This window comes from Neptunomonas japonica DSM 18939 (assembly GCF_000422765.1).
GTDB classification, from domain to species: Bacteria; Pseudomonadota; Gammaproteobacteria; order Pseudomonadales; family Balneatricaceae; genus Neptunomonas; species Neptunomonas japonica.
Map to the genome: position 1 here is coordinate 20,203 of NZ_AUGR01000016.1, position 20,904 is coordinate 41,106.

At 43.9% G+C, this 20,904-nt stretch carries 24 protein-coding genes; 16 read left to right on the plus strand and 8 right to left on the minus strand.

The genetic code is table 11. The annotated features are described in order from the left end of the window. Positions 1-122: 122 nt before the first annotated feature. From G511_RS22690 to G511_RS0111240, 6 genes are all read left to right on the plus strand, one after another. Entirely contained in the window at positions 123-929 is an 807-nt protein-coding gene (locus G511_RS22690; protein ID WP_051221934.1) for a spondin domain-containing protein, read from the plus strand. 606 nt (positions 930-1,535) lie between these two features. Continuing rightward, positions 1,536-2,060, plus strand: coding sequence for a DUF411 domain-containing protein (locus G511_RS0111220; RefSeq protein WP_028469691.1), 525 nt, complete (start codon positions 1,536-1,538; stop codon positions 2,058-2,060). Between the two features lie 257 nt (positions 2,061-2,317). Continuing rightward, entirely contained in the window at positions 2,318-2,896 is a 579-nt protein-coding gene (locus G511_RS0111225) for an aminodeoxychorismate/anthranilate synthase component II (RefSeq protein WP_028469692.1), read from the plus strand. Positions 2,897-2,936: 40 nt separating this feature from the next. Further along, a complete protein-coding gene (gene trpD, locus G511_RS0111230) occupies positions 2,937-3,959 on the plus strand; it encodes an anthranilate phosphoribosyltransferase (RefSeq protein WP_028469693.1) in 1,023 nt (340 codons plus the stop codon). Positions 3,960-3,963: 4 nt separating this feature from the next. After that, the gene (gene trpC / locus G511_RS0111235; RefSeq protein WP_028469694.1) at positions 3,964-4,776 is read left to right on the plus strand and encodes an indole-3-glycerol phosphate synthase TrpC; all 813 of its coding nucleotides are present in this window, start codon (positions 3,964-3,966) and stop codon (positions 4,774-4,776) included. A gap of 17 nt (positions 4,777-4,793) precedes the next feature. Beyond that, positions 4,794-5,204, plus strand: a complete 411-nt coding sequence (locus tag G511_RS0111240) for an OsmC family protein (RefSeq protein WP_036551918.1) — start codon at positions 4,794-4,796, stop codon at positions 5,202-5,204. Between the two features lie 32 nt (positions 5,205-5,236). Here G511_RS0111240 and G511_RS0111245 read toward each other — a convergent pair whose 3' ends face one another. Then, positions 5,237-5,518 (minus strand): DUF4124 domain-containing protein, encoded by a 282-nt coding sequence (locus tag G511_RS0111245; RefSeq protein WP_028469696.1) that lies wholly within the window; start codon positions 5,516-5,518, stop codon positions 5,237-5,239. 224 nt (positions 5,519-5,742) lie between these two features. Between G511_RS0111245 and rpsF the strand changes: the two genes are divergently transcribed. The 4 genes from rpsF to dnaB all read left to right on the plus strand — a co-directional run bounded on the left by rpsF (position 5,743) and on the right by dnaB (position 8,490). Beyond that, positions 5,743-6,168, plus strand: a complete 426-nt coding sequence (rpsF, locus tag G511_RS0111250; protein WP_028469697.1) for a 30S ribosomal protein S6 — start codon at positions 5,743-5,745, stop codon at positions 6,166-6,168. Positions 6,169-6,191: 23 nt separating this feature from the next. Further along, positions 6,192-6,419 (plus strand): 30S ribosomal protein S18, encoded by a 228-nt coding sequence (gene rpsR, locus G511_RS0111255; protein WP_028469698.1) that lies wholly within the window; start codon positions 6,192-6,194, stop codon positions 6,417-6,419. A 154-nt stretch (positions 6,420-6,573) separates the two neighbouring features. Further along, entirely contained in the window at positions 6,574-7,023 is a 450-nt protein-coding gene (gene rplI, locus G511_RS0111260) for a 50S ribosomal protein L9 (RefSeq protein WP_028469699.1), read from the plus strand. A gap of 81 nt (positions 7,024-7,104) precedes the next feature. Continuing rightward, positions 7,105-8,490 (plus strand): replicative DNA helicase, encoded by a 1,386-nt coding sequence (dnaB, locus tag G511_RS0111265; RefSeq protein WP_156905204.1) that lies wholly within the window; start codon positions 7,105-7,107, stop codon positions 8,488-8,490. A gap of 101 nt (positions 8,491-8,591) precedes the next feature. Here the strand turns inward: dnaB and G511_RS0111270 are convergent, their stop codons facing one another. Next, entirely contained in the window at positions 8,592-9,023 is a 432-nt protein-coding gene (locus G511_RS0111270) for an acyl-CoA thioesterase (RefSeq protein WP_028469701.1), read from the minus strand. A 53-nt stretch (positions 9,024-9,076) separates the two neighbouring features. Between G511_RS0111270 and G511_RS0111275 the strand changes: the two genes are divergently transcribed. Continuing rightward, positions 9,077-9,703: a class I SAM-dependent methyltransferase gene (locus G511_RS0111275; RefSeq protein WP_051221936.1), complete on the plus strand. Its 627-nt coding sequence runs from the start codon at positions 9,077-9,079 to the stop codon at positions 9,701-9,703. Between the two features lie 26 nt (positions 9,704-9,729). Here G511_RS0111275 and bioA read toward each other — a convergent pair whose 3' ends face one another. From bioA to G511_RS22695, 6 genes are all read right to left on the minus strand, one after another. Continuing rightward, the gene (bioA, locus tag G511_RS0111280) at positions 9,730-11,025 is read right to left on the minus strand and encodes an adenosylmethionine--8-amino-7-oxononanoate transaminase (RefSeq protein WP_036551920.1); all 1,296 of its coding nucleotides are present in this window, start codon (positions 11,023-11,025) and stop codon (positions 9,730-9,732) included. Between the two features lie 110 nt (positions 11,026-11,135). Then, positions 11,136-12,119 carry an SLAC1 anion channel family protein gene (locus tag G511_RS0111285; protein WP_028469704.1) on the minus strand — a complete coding sequence of 328 codons (984 nt, stop codon included), beginning with the start codon at positions 12,117-12,119 and terminating at the stop codon, positions 11,136-11,138. A 74-nt stretch (positions 12,120-12,193) separates the two neighbouring features. Continuing rightward, positions 12,194-12,910 (minus strand): tRNA (N6-threonylcarbamoyladenosine(37)-N6)-methyltransferase TrmO, encoded by a 717-nt coding sequence (gene tsaA / locus G511_RS0111290; RefSeq protein ID WP_028469705.1) that lies wholly within the window; start codon positions 12,908-12,910, stop codon positions 12,194-12,196. A gap of 60 nt (positions 12,911-12,970) precedes the next feature. Next, positions 12,971-13,711: a sulfite exporter TauE/SafE family protein gene (locus tag G511_RS0111295; protein ID WP_028469706.1), complete on the minus strand. Its 741-nt coding sequence runs from the start codon at positions 13,709-13,711 to the stop codon at positions 12,971-12,973. A 27-nt stretch (positions 13,712-13,738) separates the two neighbouring features. Continuing rightward, complete coding sequence (locus G511_RS0111300; protein ID WP_028469707.1) at positions 13,739-15,376, minus strand: Na/Pi cotransporter family protein; 1,638 nt, start codon at positions 15,374-15,376, stop codon at positions 13,739-13,741. Positions 15,377-15,499: 123 nt separating this feature from the next. Beyond that, the gene (locus G511_RS22695) at positions 15,500-16,204 is read right to left on the minus strand and encodes a ComFC family protein (protein ID WP_051221937.1); all 705 of its coding nucleotides are present in this window, start codon (positions 16,202-16,204) and stop codon (positions 15,500-15,502) included. Between the two features lie 88 nt (positions 16,205-16,292). On the opposite strand from G511_RS22695, the gene bioB reads away from it, so the two are divergent. The 5 genes from bioB (at position 16,293) to bioD (ending at position 20,844) form a co-directional block, all read left to right on the plus strand. Continuing rightward, positions 16,293-17,336: a biotin synthase BioB gene (gene bioB / locus G511_RS0111310; RefSeq protein ID WP_028469708.1), complete on the plus strand. Its 1,044-nt coding sequence runs from the start codon at positions 16,293-16,295 to the stop codon at positions 17,334-17,336. 71 nt (positions 17,337-17,407) lie between these two features. After that, positions 17,408-18,562, plus strand: coding sequence for an 8-amino-7-oxononanoate synthase (bioF, locus tag G511_RS0111315; RefSeq protein ID WP_028469709.1), 1,155 nt, complete (start codon positions 17,408-17,410; stop codon positions 18,560-18,562). Continuing rightward, a complete protein-coding gene (gene bioH / locus G511_RS0111320) occupies positions 18,562-19,365 on the plus strand; it encodes a pimeloyl-ACP methyl ester esterase BioH (protein ID WP_036551922.1) in 804 nt (267 codons plus the stop codon). The genes bioF and bioH overlap by 1 nt, the downstream gene beginning before the upstream one ends. Next, on the plus strand, positions 19,358-20,158 hold the full coding sequence (gene bioC, locus G511_RS0111325) for a malonyl-ACP O-methyltransferase BioC (RefSeq protein WP_028469711.1): 801 nt from the start codon (positions 19,358-19,360) through the stop codon (positions 20,156-20,158). The genes bioH and bioC overlap by 8 nt, the downstream gene beginning before the upstream one ends. Then, the gene (bioD, locus tag G511_RS0111330; RefSeq protein ID WP_028469712.1) at positions 20,158-20,844 is read left to right on the plus strand and encodes a dethiobiotin synthase; all 687 of its coding nucleotides are present in this window, start codon (positions 20,158-20,160) and stop codon (positions 20,842-20,844) included. Before bioC ends, bioD begins: the two co-directional genes overlap by 1 nt. Positions 20,845-20,904 lie beyond the last annotated feature (60 nt).

The following is a 20,904-nucleotide window of genomic DNA, read 5'->3' on the forward strand; positions in this document are numbered from 1 at the left end:
ACTTTCGTGAGATTTGACTCCTAAACTTAAACTTTCTTGCTCGTGGACTCGAAAGGTGCCATTTGACGCAAGGGTTTGGGCGCCTAATGTGCCTGAGAAATTAGCAGAAATTAGGAGTATTCATGTTCACGAATAAACAGCGCACAACGCGCCTACGCAACGGGGCTACGGGCCTTGCTTTGCTAGCTCTGCTCGCCAGCGCAAACGCCAATGCCTTGCAGGTTACGGTCTCTATCGATAATTTAAGCGTTGACAACGGTTTGTATCTGACTCCTTTGTGGGTCGGCTTTCATGATGGTAGCTTTGATCTATTTGATAGTGGCGCTCTTGCCAGTCAGGGCTTGGAAGACCTTGCTGAAGAAGGTGACCCTTCAGGCCTGAATTCTGGCGGTGTTGACGGTGTCATCTTTGGACCTGCTGGCTTTGCTGGTGCCCCTATTATAGATCCAGGTGAGACGGCATCGTTGTCCTTCGAGCTAGATCCAGTAGCCAACCGGTATTTTAGCTTTGCTTCGATGGTTATTCCCTCCAATGATGCCTTCATCGGAAATGCCGAGAGTATCGAGATTTTTGATGCCGCAGGCTACTTTTTAGGGCTCGACTTAACAGTGTTAGGCTCTCAAGTTTACGATGTTGGAACTGAGGATAATAATGGCTTGGGCGCTGCTTTCTCTACTAATGGTGGCGCGTCAACCGATACCAATAATCCTATCGCTCTGCATAGCGGTCTAGGCCCTCTGCTTGGCAGCACGAACGGGGCGGGTAATTTTGTTGGTACAGCGGCTAATAATTTCGCTGAAGCAGACTTCACACAAGTGGGCTTTGAAGTAGCACGCATTGGTGTTAACGCTGTCCCAGAGCCGGGTACCTTGAGTTTGCTGGGTTTGAGTCTGTTTGCTTTAATGAGTAGGCGGATTAAGCGCGCGTAATAACGCTCTTGCAGCGCTCTCATGTGTGAGCGCTGTATCTCTATGCTCTTTCCAATCTTTTGATATACCACTAAGACCTTTCGTTATCACGTATTAAACTTTATCATTACATTGCTAGGTTTTTGATTCCGCTATAGTTTAACGATCTATTTCGTAGGGTATTCAATGCTTTATAAGGCTAATCCATTAACTGTTGTGGTTCTGTTGCTAGTGGTTTTTGTTGCTCATTTATCTGCCAACTCTGTGCTGGTGCTCGAGCATTCCCAGAATGAAGTATGCGAGGGGCTCATTTCTGATTTATGTGAAAGTCAGGTGGACTGTGAAGGGTGTGAGGTTTGCTCTGCTCAATGCTCCTGTTTTAATAACTGTATTCACTCTGCATGCACCTCAATAGCTGATAGTATTTCTTTTATAAATTATCCTGTGATTTCTCAGAAGTTGCTCTCACGAACCGTGCGGCAAGACCGGCCTCCCATTTACTTATAATCCTTATTTTTTTAATTGCCTAGCTGCTATTGTCGGCAGCAGTGGGTGCGCTCAAATTTAAATAGCGCACTAATAATTAATGGCTATAGGGTGAATTCAAGCCCTATTGGAGGAGCTGTGATGTATTCAAAAACTATTTCTGTATTGATTTTTATTTCTACTTTATTACTTACTGCCTGTTCCGATTCAAGTGAGCCTTTTGAGCTTACCGAGTTAACTGTAGAAACAGCGCAAAAAGTGGATAATAATAAGGTGTTTAATGTGTATAAGAGCCCAGCATGTGGTTGTTGTACCAGTTGGATAGAGTATCTTGAAAAGCAAGGAGCTGATGTTGACTCAATTCACCCTGGGAACTTGAGTGAGATCAAAAGTCAACTAGGTGTTTTACCTAGATACCGTTCTTGCCATACGGCGGTTTCTGCTGAAGGTTATGTATTTGAGGGGCATGTTCCTGTTAAGTATATTAATCAATTTTTAGCAAATAAGCCTGTTGATGCGATTGGTTTAGCAGTCCCTGGCATGCCTGTGGGGAGTCCGGGAATGGAGGTGGGAGACAGGCTGTCGCCATACGCTGTTCTACTATTGAAAAAAGATGGTACTAGTTCGGTTTATGCACAAGTTAATGCTTTCGCCGAACAGTATTAATCTAAGGAAGCTGAGTGCATAAGGGCTGAAAATGGACGTTGAATTAAACGATAAGAGTATCATTATTTGCGGTACTTAGATATGTGCAAGAGATAACTCTCACTGATATTAGCGAGTGGTATGTTTGGCATTTCAACGTCTATTTCTATTGTCGTGCTTTAGGTGTTAGTGAGTGCACTCACTCAAGCTAAATGTGTTAAAGTTTATTTTTCAGACCTTGTAATAGCATTGAGTCTGTGTGGAAAGTCGGACTATATATGCTGTTGATGATTGATAATTTTGATTCGTTTACCTTTAATATTGTGCAATACCTAGGTGAGCTTGGTGCTGATGTTCAAGTGTATCGTAATAATGAGATTAGCTTGGAGCAAATTGAAGCGCTTAGCCCTACTCACTTAGTTATATCTCCAGGACCTTGTTCTCCCAATGAAGCGGGTATTTCTTTAGCTGCTATTGAGCATTTTGCGGGCAAAATTCCTATATTAGGCATCTGTTTAGGGCATCAAAGTATTGGGCAAGTTTTTGGTGGTATGATTGTGCGGGCTAAAGAGGTGATGCATGGAAAAAACTCACCAATATATCATCACTCTGTGGGCGTCTTTAAAGACTTAAATCGACCGCTTGATGTTACGCGTTATCATTCGCTGGTGGTTGAAAAAAATTCACTACCGGATTGTCTCGAAGTGACAGCTTGGACCGAGAACTCTGTGGGGGCAGTCGATGAGATTATGGGCTTGCGGCATAGAGAGTATGATATTGAAGGTGTGCAGTTCCACCCTGAGGCTATTTTGACTGAGCAGGGGCACTCTCTGCTAGCTAACTTTTTACGTCGGTAACAATAAATACGCCGTTAATAATAAGAGAAAGGAGCTTTTGATGGATATTAAGCAGGCATTGGCGGTAGTTGTTGAGCGCCGTGACCTTTCTATCGATGAGATGCAGGCTGTAATGCACCAAATAATGTCTGGGCAAGCAACAGATGCTCAGATAGGAGGGTTGTTAATCGCTTTACGTATGAAGGGCGAAACAGTCGATGAAATTACTGCTGCTGCAAGTGTTATGCGCTCTTTGGCTGTACCTGTTTCTATAAGCGCTCCCCATGCAGTGGACATTGTAGGGACCGGAGGAGATAGTGCTAACTTATTTAATGTTTCTTCTGCTTGTGGGTTCGTTGTAGCTGCAGCGGGAGGGCATGTTGCTAAACATGGCAATCGTTCGGTTTCATCAAGTTCGGGTTCGGCTGACTTATTAGAAGCTGCGGGCGTTAATTTATCACTCACTCCTGAGCAGATAGCACGTTGTATCGATGAGGTGGGTGTTGGCTTTATGTTTGCTCCTCAGCATCATAGTGCAATGAAATATGCGATAGGCGCACGAAAAGAGATGGCGCTTCGTACATTGTTTAATATTTTAGGTCCGTTAACCAACCCTGCTGGTGTTAAGCATTATTTGTTAGGTGTTTTTGATAAGGCATTATGTCGGCCTATGGTTGAGGCGTTGAAGGCATTAGGGGCAACTCATGCACTGGTAGTGCATGCAGCGGAAGGGCTTGATGAGATCAGTTTAGCAGGTGAAACTCAAGTTGCTGAATTAAAACAAGGTGAAGTAACTGAGTACACCTTGGTGCCAGAAGATGCCGGGTTGCATAGGCAGTCGTTGGAAGGCTTGCAAGTAGGGAGTTCAGCCGAAAGCTTAGCGCTAATTCAAGCCGCATTTGCAGGCAACAATGCAAAAGCTATTGATATGATTGCGCTTAATTCTGGCGCTGCTTTATATGCGGCCGATAAGGCAGCTACTCTGAAAGAAGGGGTGGCTTTGGCTAAAGAGGCAATGCTTAATGGCTCTGCTGCGAATAAACTGGCTCAACTGGTAGAGTTTGGCCAAGGATTTAAAGAGTAAAAAAATGTCTGATACACCTACTATTTTAAAGAAAATTTTACAGCGTAAATTCGAAGAAATTGAAGAGCGAAATGCAACAGTTTCTTTGGGTGACATAGAAAAGCAAATCAAAAATCAGTTAAATGATGAAGATATGAAGCCCAGAGGCTTCACTAATGTGATGGCTCATTCCATTGCTGGCGGCATCTCTGCAGTTATTGCTGAAATTAAAAAGGCGAGCCCTTCTAAAGGACTGTTAAGAGATCCTTTTATACCGGCGGATATCGCTAAATCCTATCAGCGAGGCGGCGCGAGTTGTCTTTCAGTACTCACCGATGCGGACTTCTTTCAAGGGCATGAAACTTATCTTAAAGAAGCGCGTGCGGCATGTTCGCTGCCTGTGATTCGTAAAGACTTTATTGTAGATCCATACCAAGTATTTGAAGCTCGAGCTATTGGTGCAGATTGTATTCTTCTCATCGTATCAGCACTTGAAGATGCGCAGATGCAGGAGCTAAATCGCATTGCTCATAAGTTGGGTATGGATGTGCTGGTGGAAGTGCATGGCGGTGACGAATTGGAAAGAGCGCTGCGATTAGATAACAGGATGCTAGGTATCAATAATCGGAACTTGCATACTTTTGAAGTCACGCTAGACAATACGTTTGATTTATTGCGAGAGATTCCGGATAACCGTATCGTAGTGACCGAAAGTGGAATACTGACGCGTGAAGATGTAAAAGCAATGCGAGATCATAAGGTGTTCAGCTTTTTAGTAGGTGAAACCTTTATGCGTGCGGATGACCCGGGCGAAAAATTAAAAGAGCTTTTCAGTTAAGGAGCAGTGTAGTGACGATGAATGCAACAGTTAAGTGGGATGGTGATGTACGCTTTCAAGGAACCACCGGGTCTGGTTTTGATATTACCTTGGATGGAGAGCTAAAAGCGGGCCCACGCCCAATGGAACTGATGCTGCTAGGGCTCGGCGGTTGCACTAGTTATGATGTAGTCGGTATTTTGAAAAAAACACGACAAGATGTTGTTGATTGTGTTGCCGAAATTTCTGCACAAAGAGCGGATGCTGTACCCGCCGTTTTTACTAAAATTCACGTCAAGTTTATTGTTAGTGGCCGTGGTTTAAAAGAAAAGCAGGTGGCACGAGCGGTTAAGTTATCTGCAGAACAGTATTGCTCTGCTTCTCTGATGCTTGAGCGTGGCGGTGTAGAAATTACACATAGTCACGAAATTATAGAGGTAGGTAAGTAAAGCGACAGCAGCGTTAATGTTTATTGACGCTGTTACTTTTTCTTTGAGCCTTTGTCGTTAGGCTTTTGCATTCCTTCTTTGGTGGTCGCTGTGCCGTTAAGTAGTTCTCCTTGTCGAGGAGGTAAGTCTTCAGCCACTTTACGGGCGGGTGCAAGGTTTCTGTATTCTTCTCTAGTGGCATTTGGTCCACAAGGTAAACCGCTAAATACTTTCCTGCCTTCTGAGCTTTTACACTTGTATACAAAGTCCGCATTAACAGCAGAAGATAATGTTAACAGTGTTATCGTTAACAGCAGCGGTTTCATACAAGCCATGTGTCACTCCGAAAGTGTTGGGGTTCCAGTTCCCCTATCAAATTAAATATAGCACACTCATTTTAATGAGAGCCTTGATTTCACGTGTATTGCATATATTGCTGTAAATACGTATAATTTCGCGCTCTCTTTGAGAGAATACTATTAACCTCCTTGTTTTTGGCACTGTTTAAATTTTTAAATAGCTTAGTTTGTCCAAAGACTTCAAACCGTAAGGAGCTACAATGCGTCATTACGAAATCGTATTCATGGTTCATCCGAACCAGAGCGAACAAGTTCCAGCAATGGTCGAGCGTTACACTGGTGTTATCGAAGGTGCTGACGGTAAAATCCATCGCATGGAAGACTGGGGCCGTCGTCAGTTGGCTTACCCAATCAACAATGCTCACAAAGCACATTACATTCTGATGAACATCGAGTGCAACCAGGAAACTCTGGATGAACTAGAAAACATGTTCCGTTATAACGATGCTGTTTTGCGTAACATGATGATCCGTCGCAAAGAAGCGGTCACAGAAGTATCTCCAATCAAAGCATCTGAAGCACGTGAAGAGCGCAAGCCTCGTCGTACTGAAGAGCCGCGCCAGGAAGAAAAACCTGCTGCTGCCCCTGTTGCTGAAGCGCCTGCTGTTGAAGCGGCTGCTGAATAATTTAACAATTAGGAGATATCAAGATGGCTCGTTTTTTTCGTCGTCGCAAATTTTGCCGTTTTACTGCTGAAGGTGTTACTGAGATCGATTATAAAGATCTTGAAGTACTAAAAGGCTACGTAAGCGAAACTGGTAAAATCGTACCAAGCCGTATCACAGGTACTAAAGCTCGTTACCAGCGTCAGCTGGCTACTGCTATCAAGCGTGCTCGTTTTCTAGCATTGTTGCCTTACTCTGATAGCCATCAGTAAGTCATAGTTATTTGTTTTTGTCTTATCGACATTAATAGATAGCGCTTAGGTGATTGCGGGGCTGGTAAGTGACTTTCTTGAAAATAGAAAGTGATAAGCCAGCTGAGATTTAGTACTGCAGTAAGTAAGCTGCAGAACAAATGAGGTTTACGAGATGGAAGTTATCCTGCTCGAAAAAATTGGTAAGCTGGGTGCATTAGGCGATAAAGTGTCTGTGAAATCTGGTTTCGGACGTAACTACCTTTTTCCACAAGGTAAAGCAGTCCCAGCAACAGCTGTTAATGTTGCAAAATTCGAAGAACGTCGTGCTGAGCTAGAAGCAACTGCTGCTGAAAAGCTAAACGCTGCTAACGTTCGCGCTGAAGCGTTGTCTGGCCTTACTGTTACTATCGCTTCTAAAGCGGGTGACGAAGGTAAATTGTTCGGTTCTATCGGTACTCGCGATATTGCTGAAGCAATTACTGCTGCTGGCCAGGCTGTTGATAAGAGCGAAGTTCGTTTACCTGAAGGTGCTTTGCGCCACACAGGTGAATTTGAAGTCGTTCTGCATTTGCACGCTGAAGTAAATGCGACTGCAATCGTGAGTGTTGTTGGCGCGAACTAATTCGCAAAAAAACATTCAAGTAATGAAAAGCACTGCGTAGAATATACGTGGTGCTTTTTTATTTTCAGGGGTATGGTTTCGATGGATTTTGCCGAACTGCATGATGAAGAGGTTGCGAACGTTAAGGTTTCTCCTCATTCAATAGAGGCTGAGCAATCTGTTCTTGGCGGTTTAATGTTGGATAACGATGCTTGGGATACTGCATCCGAAGTGGTTACCGAAGAACATTTCTATCGTCATGATCACCGCCTGATTTTTCGTGTGATGCAGAAGCTGGTGAATAACCAGCAACCTGTCGATGTCGTTACCCTGTCTGAAGAGTTGGACCGCATAGCTGAGCTTGATAAAGCCGGCGGTCTTGATTACCTCGTTAAGCTAGCTCGAAACACACCAAGTGCTTCAAACATTCGTGCGTATTCTGAGATTGTGCGTGACCGTGCATTGCTTCGCCAGATGATTAGCGTAGCGCATGAAATAGCAGAAAATGCTTTTAGCCCTGAAGGTAGGGGATCGGAAGAGATCTTAAATGATGCGGAACAGCGCATTTTTGAGATTGCTGAAAACCGTCCAAACCAAGGGGGTCCAGAACCGGTTAACCCGTTGTTAAAACGTGCTGTTGATCGCATAGATTTTTTGTTTAATAACAGTGATCAGATAACAGGGGTTACCACAGGTTTTGATGATCTTGATGATCGTACCGCAGGTATGCAACCGTCAGATTTAATTATTGTTGCGGCGCGTCCCTCTATGGGCAAAACTACTTTTGCCATGAACCTTGTTGAAAACGCCCTAATGGCTGAAGAAAAGCCTGTGTTAGTTTTTAGTCTAGAGATGCCTGCTGATCAGCTGCTTTCTCGTATGCTATCTTCTGTTGGTAGAATAGATCAGACCAAGGTTCGTTCTGGTCAGCTGGACGAAGAAGATTGGCCGAAGCTGACTACTGCCGTTAATATGCTGCGAGATAAACCATTATTTATTGATGATACTTCAGGCATTAGCCCAAATGAGATGCGTACAAGGGCGCGACGCATTGTGCGTGAGCATGGTGAGTTGGGTATGATCATGGTTGATTATCTTCAGTTAATGCAGATCAAAACGGGTAAGGCAAACAGTCGTACTGAAGAAATTTCAGAAATTTCTCGCTCCTTGAAAGCGTTAGCTAAAGAGATGCAGTGTCCAGTGATTGCATTATCTCAGCTTAACCGTAGTTTGGAGAACAGGCCCAATAAACGTCCGGTTAACTCTGACTTACGAGAGTCTGGAGCGATAGAGCAGGATGCCGATGTCATCATGTTTATATATCGCGATGAAGTTTATAACGAAGATTCAGTAGATAAGGGTATCGCTGAAATCATTATTGGTAAGCAGCGTAATGGGCCAATAGGATCTTTGAAGCTGGCGTTTATTGGTAAATATACGCGTTTTGAAAATCTGGCTAAAGGAAGTTACGCCGACTTCGACGAGTAGTGGGTTGTTGATCAGCAGGTAAAACGCTTACGTGTTGTTCTGCCGAGTAATGTTAATTAGGGCAATATTGTTACTATTGCCCTAATGCCATGCTCTTAACGTTATGCGTCTTTTTCCATGCTGGCTTTGAAGCCTTCTGGAACAGGTATTACTTTACGTTGCTCATAATCAAAAAATACAATACCAGTTTTGGCATGGGCAATTTCAGCCGCAGTTTTCTTGTTGGATAACACGTAATAGATATCACAGCCGTATTTGTTAAAATCTCCCACCGTAACATCAAGTTGTATCATATCTCCATGAAAGCCCTCAGCACGATAGACTATTGCAGAATCGGTCATGATGATGCCTGCGCCTTCAACATCTAGCTCGGTGTAGTGATAATAGTTGAGAAAACGAATTCTGGCTTCGTGAATCATAGAAAGCACAGCATCATTGCCTAAGTGCCCGCCATAATTGATATCACTTATTCTGACCGGAAGCTCAGTAGTAAATGTATAATGATCCGGCATGTCAATTTTAATTCGCGCCATATAGGTTCCTTTTAAATTACAGCAATTTCTAACATCTTAGCAGAGCGGGCGAGATGATAAACCTCTATCGAAAGCATATTTTTCCATATCTTCTAGATAAGGTGTCTAGAAAGTTAAATACAGACAGGCAGCGGATTTTGCCGTTTCTGACGGGTGATGTGCTTGAGTTAGGAGTAGGAACAGGCGTTAACTTCTCGTTCTATTCTCCAACTATTAATTCATTGATTGCTATAGAGCCTGATGCAGCGTTATTGCAACGAGCGGCTAAACAAAAAGCGGTATTGGAAGTTGTGCAGGCGGGTAAATTTTACCTGGTACAGGGTGATGGGCATGAGCTGCCATTGGCTTCTAACAGTTTAGATACAGTACTTTGCTGCTTGGTATTGTGTTCTATTTCGAATCCATTACGTGCATTGTCAGAAATATATAGAGTCTTAAAACCTGGTGGTCATCTAGTGTTATTTGAGCATGTTAAAAGTGATCATAGAGTGACGCATGCTTTTCAGCAGGTTTTGAACCCTGTTTGGCGTCCATTGGCGTGTGGCTGTTGTTTGCAAAGAGATACCTTGCAGCTCATTAAGCAGGCTGGTTTTTTAACGGATGATCTGTTGATATATCGTCATAATGACCTTCCAGCACTTGTCGGCACCATGCTGGAAGGTGTAGCTACTAAGCCTTAAGGTTGTTGGTTTAATCTTTTGGCCGTTTAATGCTTTAGATAGCTGTGAAGTACGTCAATGATACCTGAGGTAAGTTGGTTGAGTGTTTCCGTATCCATGACATAGGGAGGCATGATATAGACGAGCTTGCCAAACGGTCTTACCCAAATACCTTTCTCTACGAACATCTTTTGTATTTTGGCTGAGTCCACGCCTCGCTGTAGTTCAATGACACCAATGCCACCTAAACAGCGTACTTCTGCGACTCCATTCATTGCTGCTGCTGGTCCAAGACCTTGTTTAAGGGCTGTTTCAATGCGTTGCATATTCGGTTGCCAATCAGAATCGGTTAGCAACTGTAAGCTTGTGTTGGCGACAGCGCATGCCAATGGGTTACCCATGAAAGTAGGGCCATGCATAAAGCAACCAGCGCCACCTGTAGAGATGGTTTGGGCAATCTTCGTTGTAGTAAGGGTGGCTGCTAATGACATATAGCCCCCAGTTATTGCCTTTCCTAAGCAAATAATATCGGGTATTACGTCTGCATGTTGGCAAGCAAACATCTTCCCTGTTCTAGCAAAGCCAGTAGCGATTTCGTCGGCAATTAAGAGGAGTCCGTATTCATCACATAGCGCTTTTGCCGCTTTTAAGTAGTGTGGAGAGTAAAAGCGCATACCGCCAGCGCCTTGCACAATTGGCTCAAGTATTAATGCTGCAAGTTCATGATGCTGCTGTTCGATGATGCTTTTTAGAGAAGCTATATCGGCGTCATCCCATGCTTGGTTAAAACCTATTTGCGGTGCTTCGGCAAAGTGGTGTTTAGGCAAAACGGCCGTAAAGATTTCATGCATACCATTGACTGGATCGCATACGGACATCGCACCAAATGTGTCTCCGTGATAGCCATTTCTGATAGTAACTAGCTTATGCTTTTCAGGTTTGCCTAGTGCATGCCAGTACTGTATTGCCATTTTAATAGCGACTTCGACAGCGACGGATCCTGAGTCTGCAATAAAGACTTTATCTAAAGGCTCTGGTGTTAGGTCTACTAGCTTTCTAGCTAGCTCTATAGCAGGGGCGTGAGTTATGCCCCCAAACATCACATGTGACATTAGGTCGATCTGGTTATGTGCAGCAGCATTGAGTGCTGGGTTGTTATAGCCATGAATAGTCGACCACCAAGATGCCATGCCATCAATGAGTTCTCGTCCATCTGCCATTTTAAGGCGAACCCCTTTGGCTGAAACAATAGGATAAGCCGGTGGTGGGTTGATCATTGATGAGTAGGGGTGCCAGATGTGATCCTGATCATAACGGATCTGTTCGGCGCTAATGGTTGTCATCCTGAGGGCCTCTGCGATAAAAAAAACGGGCTTTATTAGAGCCCGATCTAGAGAGGAGTGCAAGAGTGTAAGTTGTTTAGGCGCAGGATGGCTAGCAAAGGCCTTAGTAGCTAATCTGGTTTAAATACATTTCCACTGATAATAGCTTTAGCTGTTTTGTAGAGCAAAAGACTGACGACCAGTGAAACAACAGCAAGCATCAGATAGCTTATCGTTGCAAATCCAGGGCTCCCTGTTCTTGCATACATGACGAGTGAGGCAATTGTGAAAGCTGCCAGGGGGAATGAATAGGCCCACCAGGACATGAAGAATTGAATACGCAAAAAACGGCTAAACTGTGTCATTAGGAGCAGTACTAAAAAGGCCGCTGTGTAATACAAAATGCGTGCAAACCCATCGACAACCTCATGGTTTAACTTCATGTAGGAAAGAAAGCCAACAGCAGGAGGTGCTATGAGAATAAATAAGGTGGGTAGTAGTTTTTCAGGTAGTGGGTCATGAAAAATAATACGGTTAAAAATTAATGTTTTCAAAATGATCCAATAGATAATGCCAATGCTGAAGAAAAACCATGATATTTCATAAAAATCGTGCTCCACACCTGAAATAGGTACCAGAATATTCCCGACCACAGGAATGAACCATGCAGGGGTGCTGTGTGCTATCTGAAAATGCTGGTGGTGAATCCAGCGTGTTAGAACATTTAGAGTGAAAATTAATTGCAGTGTACTGCCTAGTATCCACAGAAACCGAGATAGCTCACTCGAAACTTCTAGCGTTGCGATGCTTGTTAGAATAATACCGATAGAAAAGGCAGGGAAAAAACTCATTTTAATGGGATGGTTAAACTCGGCAATGACTTCGGGAGCATGACGTATTATTTTCAGCAGGTAAACACTCACAATGACAGCGAATATCGTAGCAGATACGATCAGTAATACGTCCGAGATGATAGGAGGCAGGGCTAAAACATGAGCTGATTTTTGCCATGCTAGTGTTAAGCCGAGTGTTCCCATAACCATAGCGAAAAAGGCCACGGGAAAGTGTTGCAAGCGTCTGCTGGCCGTTGTATTTGCAGAAGATGAATCTGACATATGCTTTCCAGTTATTAATTTAGAATATTCTAATATATTAGTGTTTTTATGCTCTTGGGCCAAGCTGAATTACATTAATTATTTAAAACATCTGTAGTCATTTCTATCGAGTGTACATAGATTGCTTCTTCGTCGGTAATTGACCAACGAACATTGTAGTCGTGTAAGCGGATTCCATATTCGCGCTCTGCTGAACGTTGGTAAGCAGGACGGGGGTCGCAGCGTAAAATCTCTGTGATCTGCTGCTCTATAGGTAATTTTGTTTTTTGCTTAATAATATCGCACTGCTGTTTGGCTTCATTATTAAATATGACAGGGACCTCCAAAGCCCGATAACTCTCCGCTAAAGAAAACTCTGCTGTTGGGATCTGATCTGAGTAGGGTAAATAAGGTTTAATATCTAAAATGGGCGTTTGGTCCATCAAATCAGCTCCGCTGACTTGTAGCTGAACTTTGCCGTGGCTGCATATTACGCCGTCTAGTTTTACGGCAGAAAGGCCAATAGGGTTGGGCCGAAAGGGAGATCGTGTCGCTAAAACCCCAACACGACGGTTCCCTCCTAGTCTCGGAGGGCGAACAGTTGGGGTCCAGCCTTTATCCGCGCAAGCACTGAAGATAAATATGAGCCAGATGTGTGAGCAGCCTTCTAGTCCTCTGACAATCTCTTCAGAGGCGTAGCCTGGTAGTAGTTCAATGCTTGCCTGCATTGAGCTAGCGAGCCCTGGTTGGCGTGGGATGCCAAATTTTTCTTTAAATCCAGAGTGGATTATACCTATTGGTTCAAAGTTCATTGATGTAATCGCTATCGGTTGAGTAGTTATGACGTGGCGTTGCTAATTAATAGCTAGGTTTTAAAACGCATCAAAGAGTAATTTTAGGCCCATTATAAACAGGAATGTGTAGCAGAGCTGATAGAACCACTTGTCCGGTATTTTATGATGTAAACGCACTCCTAGCAGGACGCCTATTGGCGCGAAGATAGCTAAGGCAGCAGCAGTGCTTAAGGTCTCGTAAGTGAATTGTCCTAAAAAGGTGTAGGGCACTAGTTTAATAAAATTGATGGCACTGAAAAAAATAATACTGGTGCCGACATAATCATATTTTTCTAACTTTAGCGGTAGAAGGTAAGCGTTAAGTGGTGCACCGCCAGCGTGCACGCCAAAGCTAGTAAAGCCTGCAATGGTTCCCCAAAAGCTACCACGCAATCGGCTAGGTTTTTTAGGCGTACTGTTTTTAGGTTTTAACCAGAAGTTAAGTGAAAAAGTGACGGCAATGATCCCAACAATAATACGGATGCTATCGGCTGAAAAATACCTAAAAGTCAGAGCGCCAATGATAATACCAATACAAGCAGAGGGCAGTAGTGTTTGCAGGGCATGACGGTTAGCTTTGCCCCGAAAGCTCCATATGCCGACGATGTCCATTAAACAGAGAATAGGCAGTAAGATGGCCGCTGCCTGTTGGGGGGCGATGATCAGCGCCATAATGGGAACGCCGAGTAAGCCGAGCCCACCACCGAAGCCTCCTTTAGAAACGGCAGTGATTAATACTGCGGGTATGGCGACAGCATAAAACCATGGATCAGAAATCATTTGGTTATCGACTCAGATGATTAAGCATTATGCTGAAGTAGCAGATGATGCGCCGCGTGAATGTATAGGTAACATGCTACTCCAATATGATGAAGACTTTTCTGCTTGTTCGGCTAGGCGGCGCAAGTGGCTTAGAGCGTCCAGTAAAGTAACACTTTCTGTTGCGTCTAGTTTTCCTGAGGTGGCAGCGTTGAGAATTTCTGTTTTTAGCGCTTGGTAATTATATTCTAATTTATGCAAAATTTTGCGTGCGGGTTCGCTCTGAGTATCACTCTCTTTTTCAATCCGGCTAGCTTGTAGTAGTTTGCTAATATCTTTTTTAAAGATGAATACGTTTTGCTTGATGCTGGTGTCAGAGATGTTTTCAAGTGTTTCGTGATAATCCACTAGGCGAGTGGATAGCCGTGCTATTTCGTTGAGGTAACGAGCGGTGCGTAAAGAAGAAGGTAAGATGTCAGTAATATCGGGATCAAGGTTTTGCTGAGCAATCTGCTGATTAAACTCTCCAACTGCGGATACTAGCGTCATTACACTAGTGAGTTCTTTCTCTAGCTGAGGTGGATTTGGGCCTTCTTCACTCACTGCGGCAAGCGCCATTGAAGAGCATAGCCGGCTGACTCTTCCGAGCTCCATGGTCATTGCTTCAACAGCTAGATAAGGAGTTGATAGTATATTTTTATCAAGATATTGGGGTTTACTGATGTTCTCTTCTTGAGAGAGGAAGCGGCGTTTCAATAGTTTTACCATCGCATCAGTTAAGGGCCACATGATAACCACCCCGAGTACATTGAAGACTGTATGAAACAGTGCAAGCAAGGTCACTGTGCTAATGATCTCTTGGTTGTGTAGGTTATTTACTTGTGACGAGAAAAGTATTAAAAGCGAAAAACCTACTGCACCTGTAATGACGTTAAAAATGACATGAGCGGCCGCAATCCTTTTAGCATTGGGAGTTGCTCCAATGACAGCCAACATGGCAGTAGAGGTTGTGCCTAAATTAGCGCCGATGACAAGCGCTGCAGCAGCGGTAATGCTAATAGAGCCGGTAGCAGCCAATGACAAAGTAATAGCCATTGAGGCAGCCGATGCTTGCATCAAAAAAGTGAGCATGAAGCCCGCGACTAAAAACAACAATAGACTGAACGGTAGGGCGCTAATAACAGTGAGATCAATATTTTTTTCCAGATCTTCAAAACTTCCTTTGAGAAAGTCTAGACCAATGAAGAATACACCGAAGCCAGCTAAAGCGAAGCCAATTTGGCGAAAGCGCTCTTTTGATGCCACAGTATTCAGCAACATGCCTAAAGCGATGATAGGCAGAGCAAATGCGCTTATTTTAAATTTAAAACCTATTAGAGCAACAAGCCAGCCAGTCATTGTTGTGCCAATGTTACATCCATAAATAACGGCAACTGATTGTGGAATGGTTAACAAGCCGGCATTTACAAAACCGATAGTGGCTACGGTGACCGCACTCGATGATTGCACGAGAGCTGTAATTAATGTGCCAGATAGCAAACCTTTTAGGCGACTTTGGGTGGCAGCATGTAGGACGTTCTTTAATGATTTACCGGCCGCTTGGCGCAGCCCTTGCGTCATGAGATGCATGCCCAATAAAAACAGGCCAATACCGCCCGCTAGGCTACCTAAAATCGCAATATCCAATTACGAACTCCTTTAATTAACACTTATCATAATCATAGTCTCAATAAATAAGAGGATCTATTTATTAAGAAAAACTTTGTAAATCAATCCAAAACGCTATGTTGTTGTATATGTAAATAGTTTTCAACTAGGTGCTGGTGTGCGTGCGATAACCCAGATATCTATACGCTGTATACCGGCTTGTCGCAGAACACTGCTAATCTCTTTTATTGTTGTGCCAGTGGTTACAACATCATCAACGAGTGCAATGTGTTTGAGACTTGGGCCATTATAAGTAAACGCATGTTGGAGATTTGTTTTTCTTTGCTGAGCCGACAATGTTGATTGAGACTTTGTACGTTTTACCTTTTTTAGATGGTTAAGCAATAAGGGGATTTTTAAGTGTTGGCTTAACTGGCTTGCGATCAATGAGGACTGATTAAATCCGCGGCTAATTAATCGCAATGAGTGTACGGGGACTGGAATAATAGCTTGTGGCCAAGCTTGAGGCTGTTCTAATAAGCGATTCAGTAAACAGCTGGCCAGCCATGTTGTGTGGTGTAATCCATTATGATGCTTAATTTGGGGAATAATGGCATTGATCGGGAAGCGGTAAAGAAATACGGCCTGTGTACTGGAAAAAACAGGTGGGTTTTTTAGGCACTCTCCGCAGATACGAGGGGCATCTGTTGCTGTAAGAGGCAGGGCGCAAATATGGCAAGCAGAGGTTAGCCATGGGAGATCTTCATAGCAGCTTTTACAAAGAGCTATGTCTGAGGAGGCTTCAGAGTGACATAATGCGCAATTTTGGTTTGTTTTTGTACAGATGTTTTCAAATAAAGTAAACATAAGTTGACAGTTCCTTCTGTCGAATTATCATAAGTGACTATTAGCAGTATTTTTTAGCTCAAAGCCAGATTAAAAGGGGAAAGCACGCATGACCGGTAAAGCGCCTGTTCGTAATGATTGGACTGTAGAAGAGGTGCAAGCCCTTTTTGATCTTCCCTTTAATGATCTTATGTTTAATGCACAAACAGTGCATAGGCAATACTTTAATCCTAATGAAGTACAAGTAAGTACTTTACTCTCTATCAAGACCGGTGCATGTCCTGAAGATTGTAAGTACTGCCCGCAAAGTGGGCATTACAACACAGGTCTTGAAAAAGAGCGTTTGATGAAGGTAGATAAAGTGCTTGAGAAAGCGCGTCAGGCCAAAGCCTCAGGCTCAACGCGCTTCTGTATGGGGGCGGCTTGGAAGCACCCAGCTGATAAAGATATGCCTTATGTCGTTGATATGGTGAAACAGGTTAAAGCGCTAGGGTTAGAAACCTGTATGACGTTAGGTATGTTGGATGAAGGTAAAGCTGATCAACTTGCCGATGCTGGCTTGGATTACTATAACCACAATTTAGATACCTCACCTGAGTATTACGACAAGATCATCACAACCCGTACTTTCCAAGATCGCTTGGATACATTGCAGAATGTACGCGATTCAGGCATGAAAATTTGCAGTGGTGGTATTTTAGGTATGGGCGAAACAGCGACTGACCGCATAGGTCTGCTACGCCAGTTGGCAAATATGCCGGTTCAACCTGAAAGTGTGCCTATTAATATGCTGGTGAAAGTTAAAGGTACGCCAATGGAAAATGTTGAAGACCTCGATCATTTGGTCTTTATACGTACTATTGCTGTTGCTCGTATTATGATGCCAGCGTCTCATGTTCGCTTATCCGCAGGGCGCGAGAGCATGAGTGATGAGATGCAAGCGATGACTTTCTTTGCTGGAGCAAACTCGATCTTTTACGGAGACTGTTTGCTGACAACGCCTAATCCTGAAACAAACCGTGATCTACAGTTGTTTAAGCGTTTGGGTATCAATCCAGAGCAGCGTATCTCTGTCGATGATGATGTGCAGGAAGCCGCTATCATCAAAGATCTGCAAAAGCAGCAAGATAGTAAGCATTTCTACGAAGCCTAACGAATTATAAGGCAGCCTGTAATATGGCTGCCTTCTCTCATTCTTGTCTAGACACTCTCAGGTGAATAAACATGTCATTTGATCAGTTAGCATCTGAGTTGCATGCACGTAAACAAGCATCCTTGTATCGCGAACGTAAGGTCTTGCAAAGCCCGCAACAGCCTGATGTGATTGTTGATGGTAAAGCCTACCTAGCTTTTTGTTCAAATGATTATCTTGGTCTGGCTAATCATCCAGCTATTATTGCCGAGTTTAAGCAGGCTGCTGATGAATACGGTGTAGGTGGTGGAGCTTCACACTTGGTGAATGGTCATAGTTTTCATCATCATGCGCTTGAGGAAGAGTTGGCTGAATTTACGGGTAGATCGCGAGCTCTGCTTTTCTCAAATGGTTACATGGCGAACATTGGAACGATTAATGCGCTGTTAAATAAGCAAGATGCCGTGTTTGAAGATCGCCTTAATCATGCATCGCTACTTGATGCGGGCTTGCTCAGTGGCGCACGCTTTCAGCGTTACTTACACAATGATGTGAATAGCCTTTCGCAACGTTTAAGCAAAGCTACTGCAAGACGCTCATTGGTAGTGACTGATGGTGTGTTTAGCATGGATGGCGATATCGCTGATCTGCCAGCTATATGTGACACCGCCAATGAGCATAATGCTTGGGTAATGGTAGATGATGCACATGGTATAGGCTGTTTAGGTGGCAATGGGGGCGGTTGCGCTGAATATTTTGAGCTGTCTCAGCAGCAGTTACCTGTGTTGATGGGGACCTTAGGGAAAGCGTTTGGTACTTCTGGTGCGTTTGTCGCTGGTAGTGAGGAGTTGATTGAAACCTTAATTCAGCATGCGAGAACGTATATCTATACCACGAGTATGCCTCCCGCTATTGCTGCCGCTACAAGAGCAAGTCTCAAGTTAGTGCAAGCAGATCACTGGCGACGTGAGCATTTGAATGAGCTTATCAAACGTTTTCGTGATGGTTGTGAGCAGCTGGGGCTAAACCTCATGGACTCTCTTACACCGATACAGCCTATTCTTATTGGGGATGCAGATAAGGCTATGTCTATTAGTGAAGCGCTACGTGAGAAGGGAGTGTTTGTTACGGCTATTCGCCCGCCAACTGTCCCTAGTGGCAGTGCGCGACTTCGCGTTACTCTCAGTGCTAGTCACTCATTGGAACATGTTGATCGTCTGCTAGATGCTTTGGATCAGGTGAAATAATGGGCTTATATCATGAGTCTTTTGGCAGTAAAGATAATCCTACACTGATTTTATTACATGGCTGGGGGATGAGTTCTTCTATTTGGAGCTCTTTACTTCCCATACTAACTCCACATTTTTATGTGACAGTTGTTGATCTTCCAGGGCTAGGTCGTTCAGCGAGCACTGACACCGCCATGACCTTAGAGAAGGTGGCCTCATCTATTGTTAGTGAGTTAGAAAGCAGTACCGCTGAGCCGTTAACGCAGCCTGCTTATTGGCTAGGCTGGTCTTTGGGTGGAATGGTTGCTCTGCAAATTGCCAGTCAATACCCAGAAAAGGCACATGCTTTAATGACGGTGGCTTCTAACCCTTGTTTTGTACAAAAAGAAGGCTGGGAGCATGGAATGAATCCTGTGATGTATCGACAGTTTAAAGCGGCGATAGAGTCTTCACCCCAAAAAACCTTATCACGCTTTGCGATGCTGCAAATACAGGGTGGGGAAGCAGCTAAACCTATTCTAAAGCAGATCAAGGCTGTTCTGGCTGATAGCCAGCCTACACAGCTGTTAGCAACATTAGCGTTATTAGAAAACGATCTTAGAGAGCCTTTGTCTAAATTGAGTTGCCCTGTTCTGCATATGTATGGAAGTGAAGATCACCTAGTGCCTAATAGTACTATTGCTGCTATCCAGGCGCAGGCTAGAGCGCAGCAGAAAACAGTGAGTTTTCCGGGCGCGGGTCATTTACCATTTTTGTCATCCCCAGAGGCGTTTTTACAGGCGATTCTGGTCTTTATTGAATCGATAAAAAAACATGGGTGAATTGATAAATAAGCAGCGTGTGGCTGAGTCTTTTAGTAAGGCTGCCTCTACCTATGATAACGAGGCGGCTTTGCAACGAGATATCGGCCACCAGTTGTTGCTTAAGCTACCTGTTGATTTGGAGGTTGCTAAGTCTTCTAGACTCTTAGATCTAGGATGCGGTACTGGTTATTTCACTTCTCAATTGCACAGGATGTTTTCTGAAAACCGTTTAGTCGGCTTGGATATTGCTTCAGGTATGTTGGCTCATGCTCGTCACCATCGCGAACTGGGTTGTGAGGTTTCCTGGGTGTGTGGTGATGCTGAGAGCCTTCCTTTAAAAAGCCAATCATCCTCAATGGTGTTTTCAAGTTTAGCGATTCAATGGTGTGAGAATAGCGTCGCGCTTTTTTCTGAGATTTCTCGCGTTTTACAGTCTGATGGTATTGCGTGTCTTGCTACCCTGGGTCCTAAAACCTTGTTCGAGTTGCGAGAGTCATGGTCAACCGTAGACGATTATCGGCATGTTAATCAGTTCCAGTCTATGGAAAATCTTATTGAAGCATTACCGAGTGATCTTGAGGTTGTTCAAAGTGAGAGTGAGATGCGAGTATTGCATTACTCACACTTAAAAGAACTGACTCATGAACTCAAAGGGATCGGTGCGCATAATATGAATGCAGGGCAGGCCAAAGGCTTAACAGGACCTGCTAGGGTGAAAGCCTTTAGAAAGGCATATGAGTCGTTTCGTGACCCACAAGGGTACTTGCCGGCAAGTTATGAAGTGCTCTATTTGATTTTGAGGAAGCGTTAATGGCCAAGCGACAGTTTTTTGTAGCGGGAACTGATACTGACGTAGGTAAGACGGTAGTAACCGCAGGTTTGCTTGAAAAAGCTAATCAGCAAGGCTTGCGAACTATTGGTTTGAAGCCTGTTGCCGCGGGTTGTGTGCAGACAGAAGAAGGGCTGCAAAACAGTGATGCGCTATTATTACAAAAAACCGCCAGTGTTAAGTTGAGTTATAGCGAAGTAAACCCTATTGCTTTTGAGGCAGCGATTGCTCCGCATATTGCTGCCGAACAAACAGGCAGACGCTTATCAGCGGATCGAATCGCAGCAATATGCCGAGGTTCGATGATGAATCCTTCAGACTTTTTACTAATAGAGGGGGCTGGTGGTTGGCGAGTTCCGTTTAGCCGTAAAGAAACTTTTGCTGATGTTCCCAAATTGTTGGGCACTCCTGTAATTCTTGTGGTTGGAGTAAAGCTGGGATGTATTAATCACGCATTATTAACGGCGGAGGCGATTGTGAGAGATGGGCTGCAGCTTGTTGGATGGGTGGCTAATCGTATAGATCCCGATATGAGTTGCTATGAAGATAACGTCGCGACGATAGACACTATGTTTCAAGCCCCTTTATTGGGTGAAATACCTTACCTTGATGATTTATCCCCGAGTTCTGTTGCTGAGTTTTTGGATATTAGTAGTTTAATCGTCTAAATCTGTACAAAAAACAGCCAGCTTTGTGATGTTGTTCTATACTGAGGGTGCGGTATATTT

What these genes read in the sequence shown, in the direction of transcription:
- rpsR (WP_028469698.1), top strand. Translation starts at nt 6,192, where the DNA reads ATGGCTCGTTTTTTTCGTCGTCGCAAATTTTGCCGTTTTACTGCTGAA.
- bioC (WP_028469711.1), top strand. Translation starts at nt 19,358, where the DNA reads ATGGGTGAATTGATAAATAAGCAGCGTGTGGCTGAGTCTTTTAGTAAG.
- bioA (WP_036551920.1), bottom strand. Translation starts at nt 11,025, where the DNA reads ATGACAACCATTAGCGCCGAACAGATCCGTTATGATCAGGATCACATC.
- tsaA (WP_028469705.1), bottom strand. Translation starts at nt 12,910, where the DNA reads ATGAACTTTGAACCAATAGGTATAATCCACTCTGGATTTAAAGAAAAA.
- bioB (WP_028469708.1), top strand. Translation starts at nt 16,293, where the DNA reads ATGACCGGTAAAGCGCCTGTTCGTAATGATTGGACTGTAGAAGAGGTG.
- G511_RS0111275 (WP_051221936.1), top strand. Translation starts at nt 9,077, where the DNA reads ATGATAAACCTCTATCGAAAGCATATTTTTCCATATCTTCTAGATAAG.
- G511_RS0111285 (WP_028469704.1), bottom strand. Translation starts at nt 12,119, where the DNA reads ATGTCAGATTCATCTTCTGCAAATACAACGGCCAGCAGACGCTTGCAA.
- G511_RS0111225 (WP_028469692.1), top strand. Translation starts at nt 2,318, where the DNA reads ATGCTGTTGATGATTGATAATTTTGATTCGTTTACCTTTAATATTGTG.
- G511_RS0111295 (WP_028469706.1), bottom strand. Translation starts at nt 13,711, where the DNA reads ATGATTTCTGATCCATGGTTTTATGCTGTCGCCATACCCGCAGTATTA.
- rplI (WP_028469699.1), top strand. Translation starts at nt 6,574, where the DNA reads ATGGAAGTTATCCTGCTCGAAAAAATTGGTAAGCTGGGTGCATTAGGC.
- bioF (WP_028469709.1), top strand. Translation starts at nt 17,408, where the DNA reads ATGTCATTTGATCAGTTAGCATCTGAGTTGCATGCACGTAAACAAGCA.
- bioH (WP_036551922.1), top strand. Translation starts at nt 18,562, where the DNA reads ATGGGCTTATATCATGAGTCTTTTGGCAGTAAAGATAATCCTACACTG.
- trpC (WP_028469694.1), top strand. Translation starts at nt 3,964, where the DNA reads ATGTCTGATACACCTACTATTTTAAAGAAAATTTTACAGCGTAAATTC.
- dnaB (WP_156905204.1), top strand. Translation starts at nt 7,105, where the DNA reads ATGGATTTTGCCGAACTGCATGATGAAGAGGTTGCGAACGTTAAGGTT.
- G511_RS0111245 (WP_028469696.1), bottom strand. Translation starts at nt 5,518, where the DNA reads ATGGCTTGTATGAAACCGCTGCTGTTAACGATAACACTGTTAACATTA.
- G511_RS22695 (WP_051221937.1), bottom strand. Translation starts at nt 16,204, where the DNA reads ATGTTTACTTTATTTGAAAACATCTGTACAAAAACAAACCAAAATTGC.
- G511_RS22690 (WP_051221934.1), top strand. Translation starts at nt 123, where the DNA reads ATGTTCACGAATAAACAGCGCACAACGCGCCTACGCAACGGGGCTACG.
- G511_RS0111240 (WP_036551918.1), top strand. Translation starts at nt 4,794, where the DNA reads ATGAATGCAACAGTTAAGTGGGATGGTGATGTACGCTTTCAAGGAACC.
- trpD (WP_028469693.1), top strand. Translation starts at nt 2,937, where the DNA reads ATGGATATTAAGCAGGCATTGGCGGTAGTTGTTGAGCGCCGTGACCTT.
- rpsF (WP_028469697.1), top strand. Translation starts at nt 5,743, where the DNA reads ATGCGTCATTACGAAATCGTATTCATGGTTCATCCGAACCAGAGCGAA.
- G511_RS0111270 (WP_028469701.1), bottom strand. Translation starts at nt 9,023, where the DNA reads ATGGCGCGAATTAAAATTGACATGCCGGATCATTATACATTTACTACT.
- G511_RS0111220 (WP_028469691.1), top strand. Translation starts at nt 1,536, where the DNA reads ATGTATTCAAAAACTATTTCTGTATTGATTTTTATTTCTACTTTATTA.
- bioD (WP_028469712.1), top strand. Translation starts at nt 20,158, where the DNA reads ATGGCCAAGCGACAGTTTTTTGTAGCGGGAACTGATACTGACGTAGGT.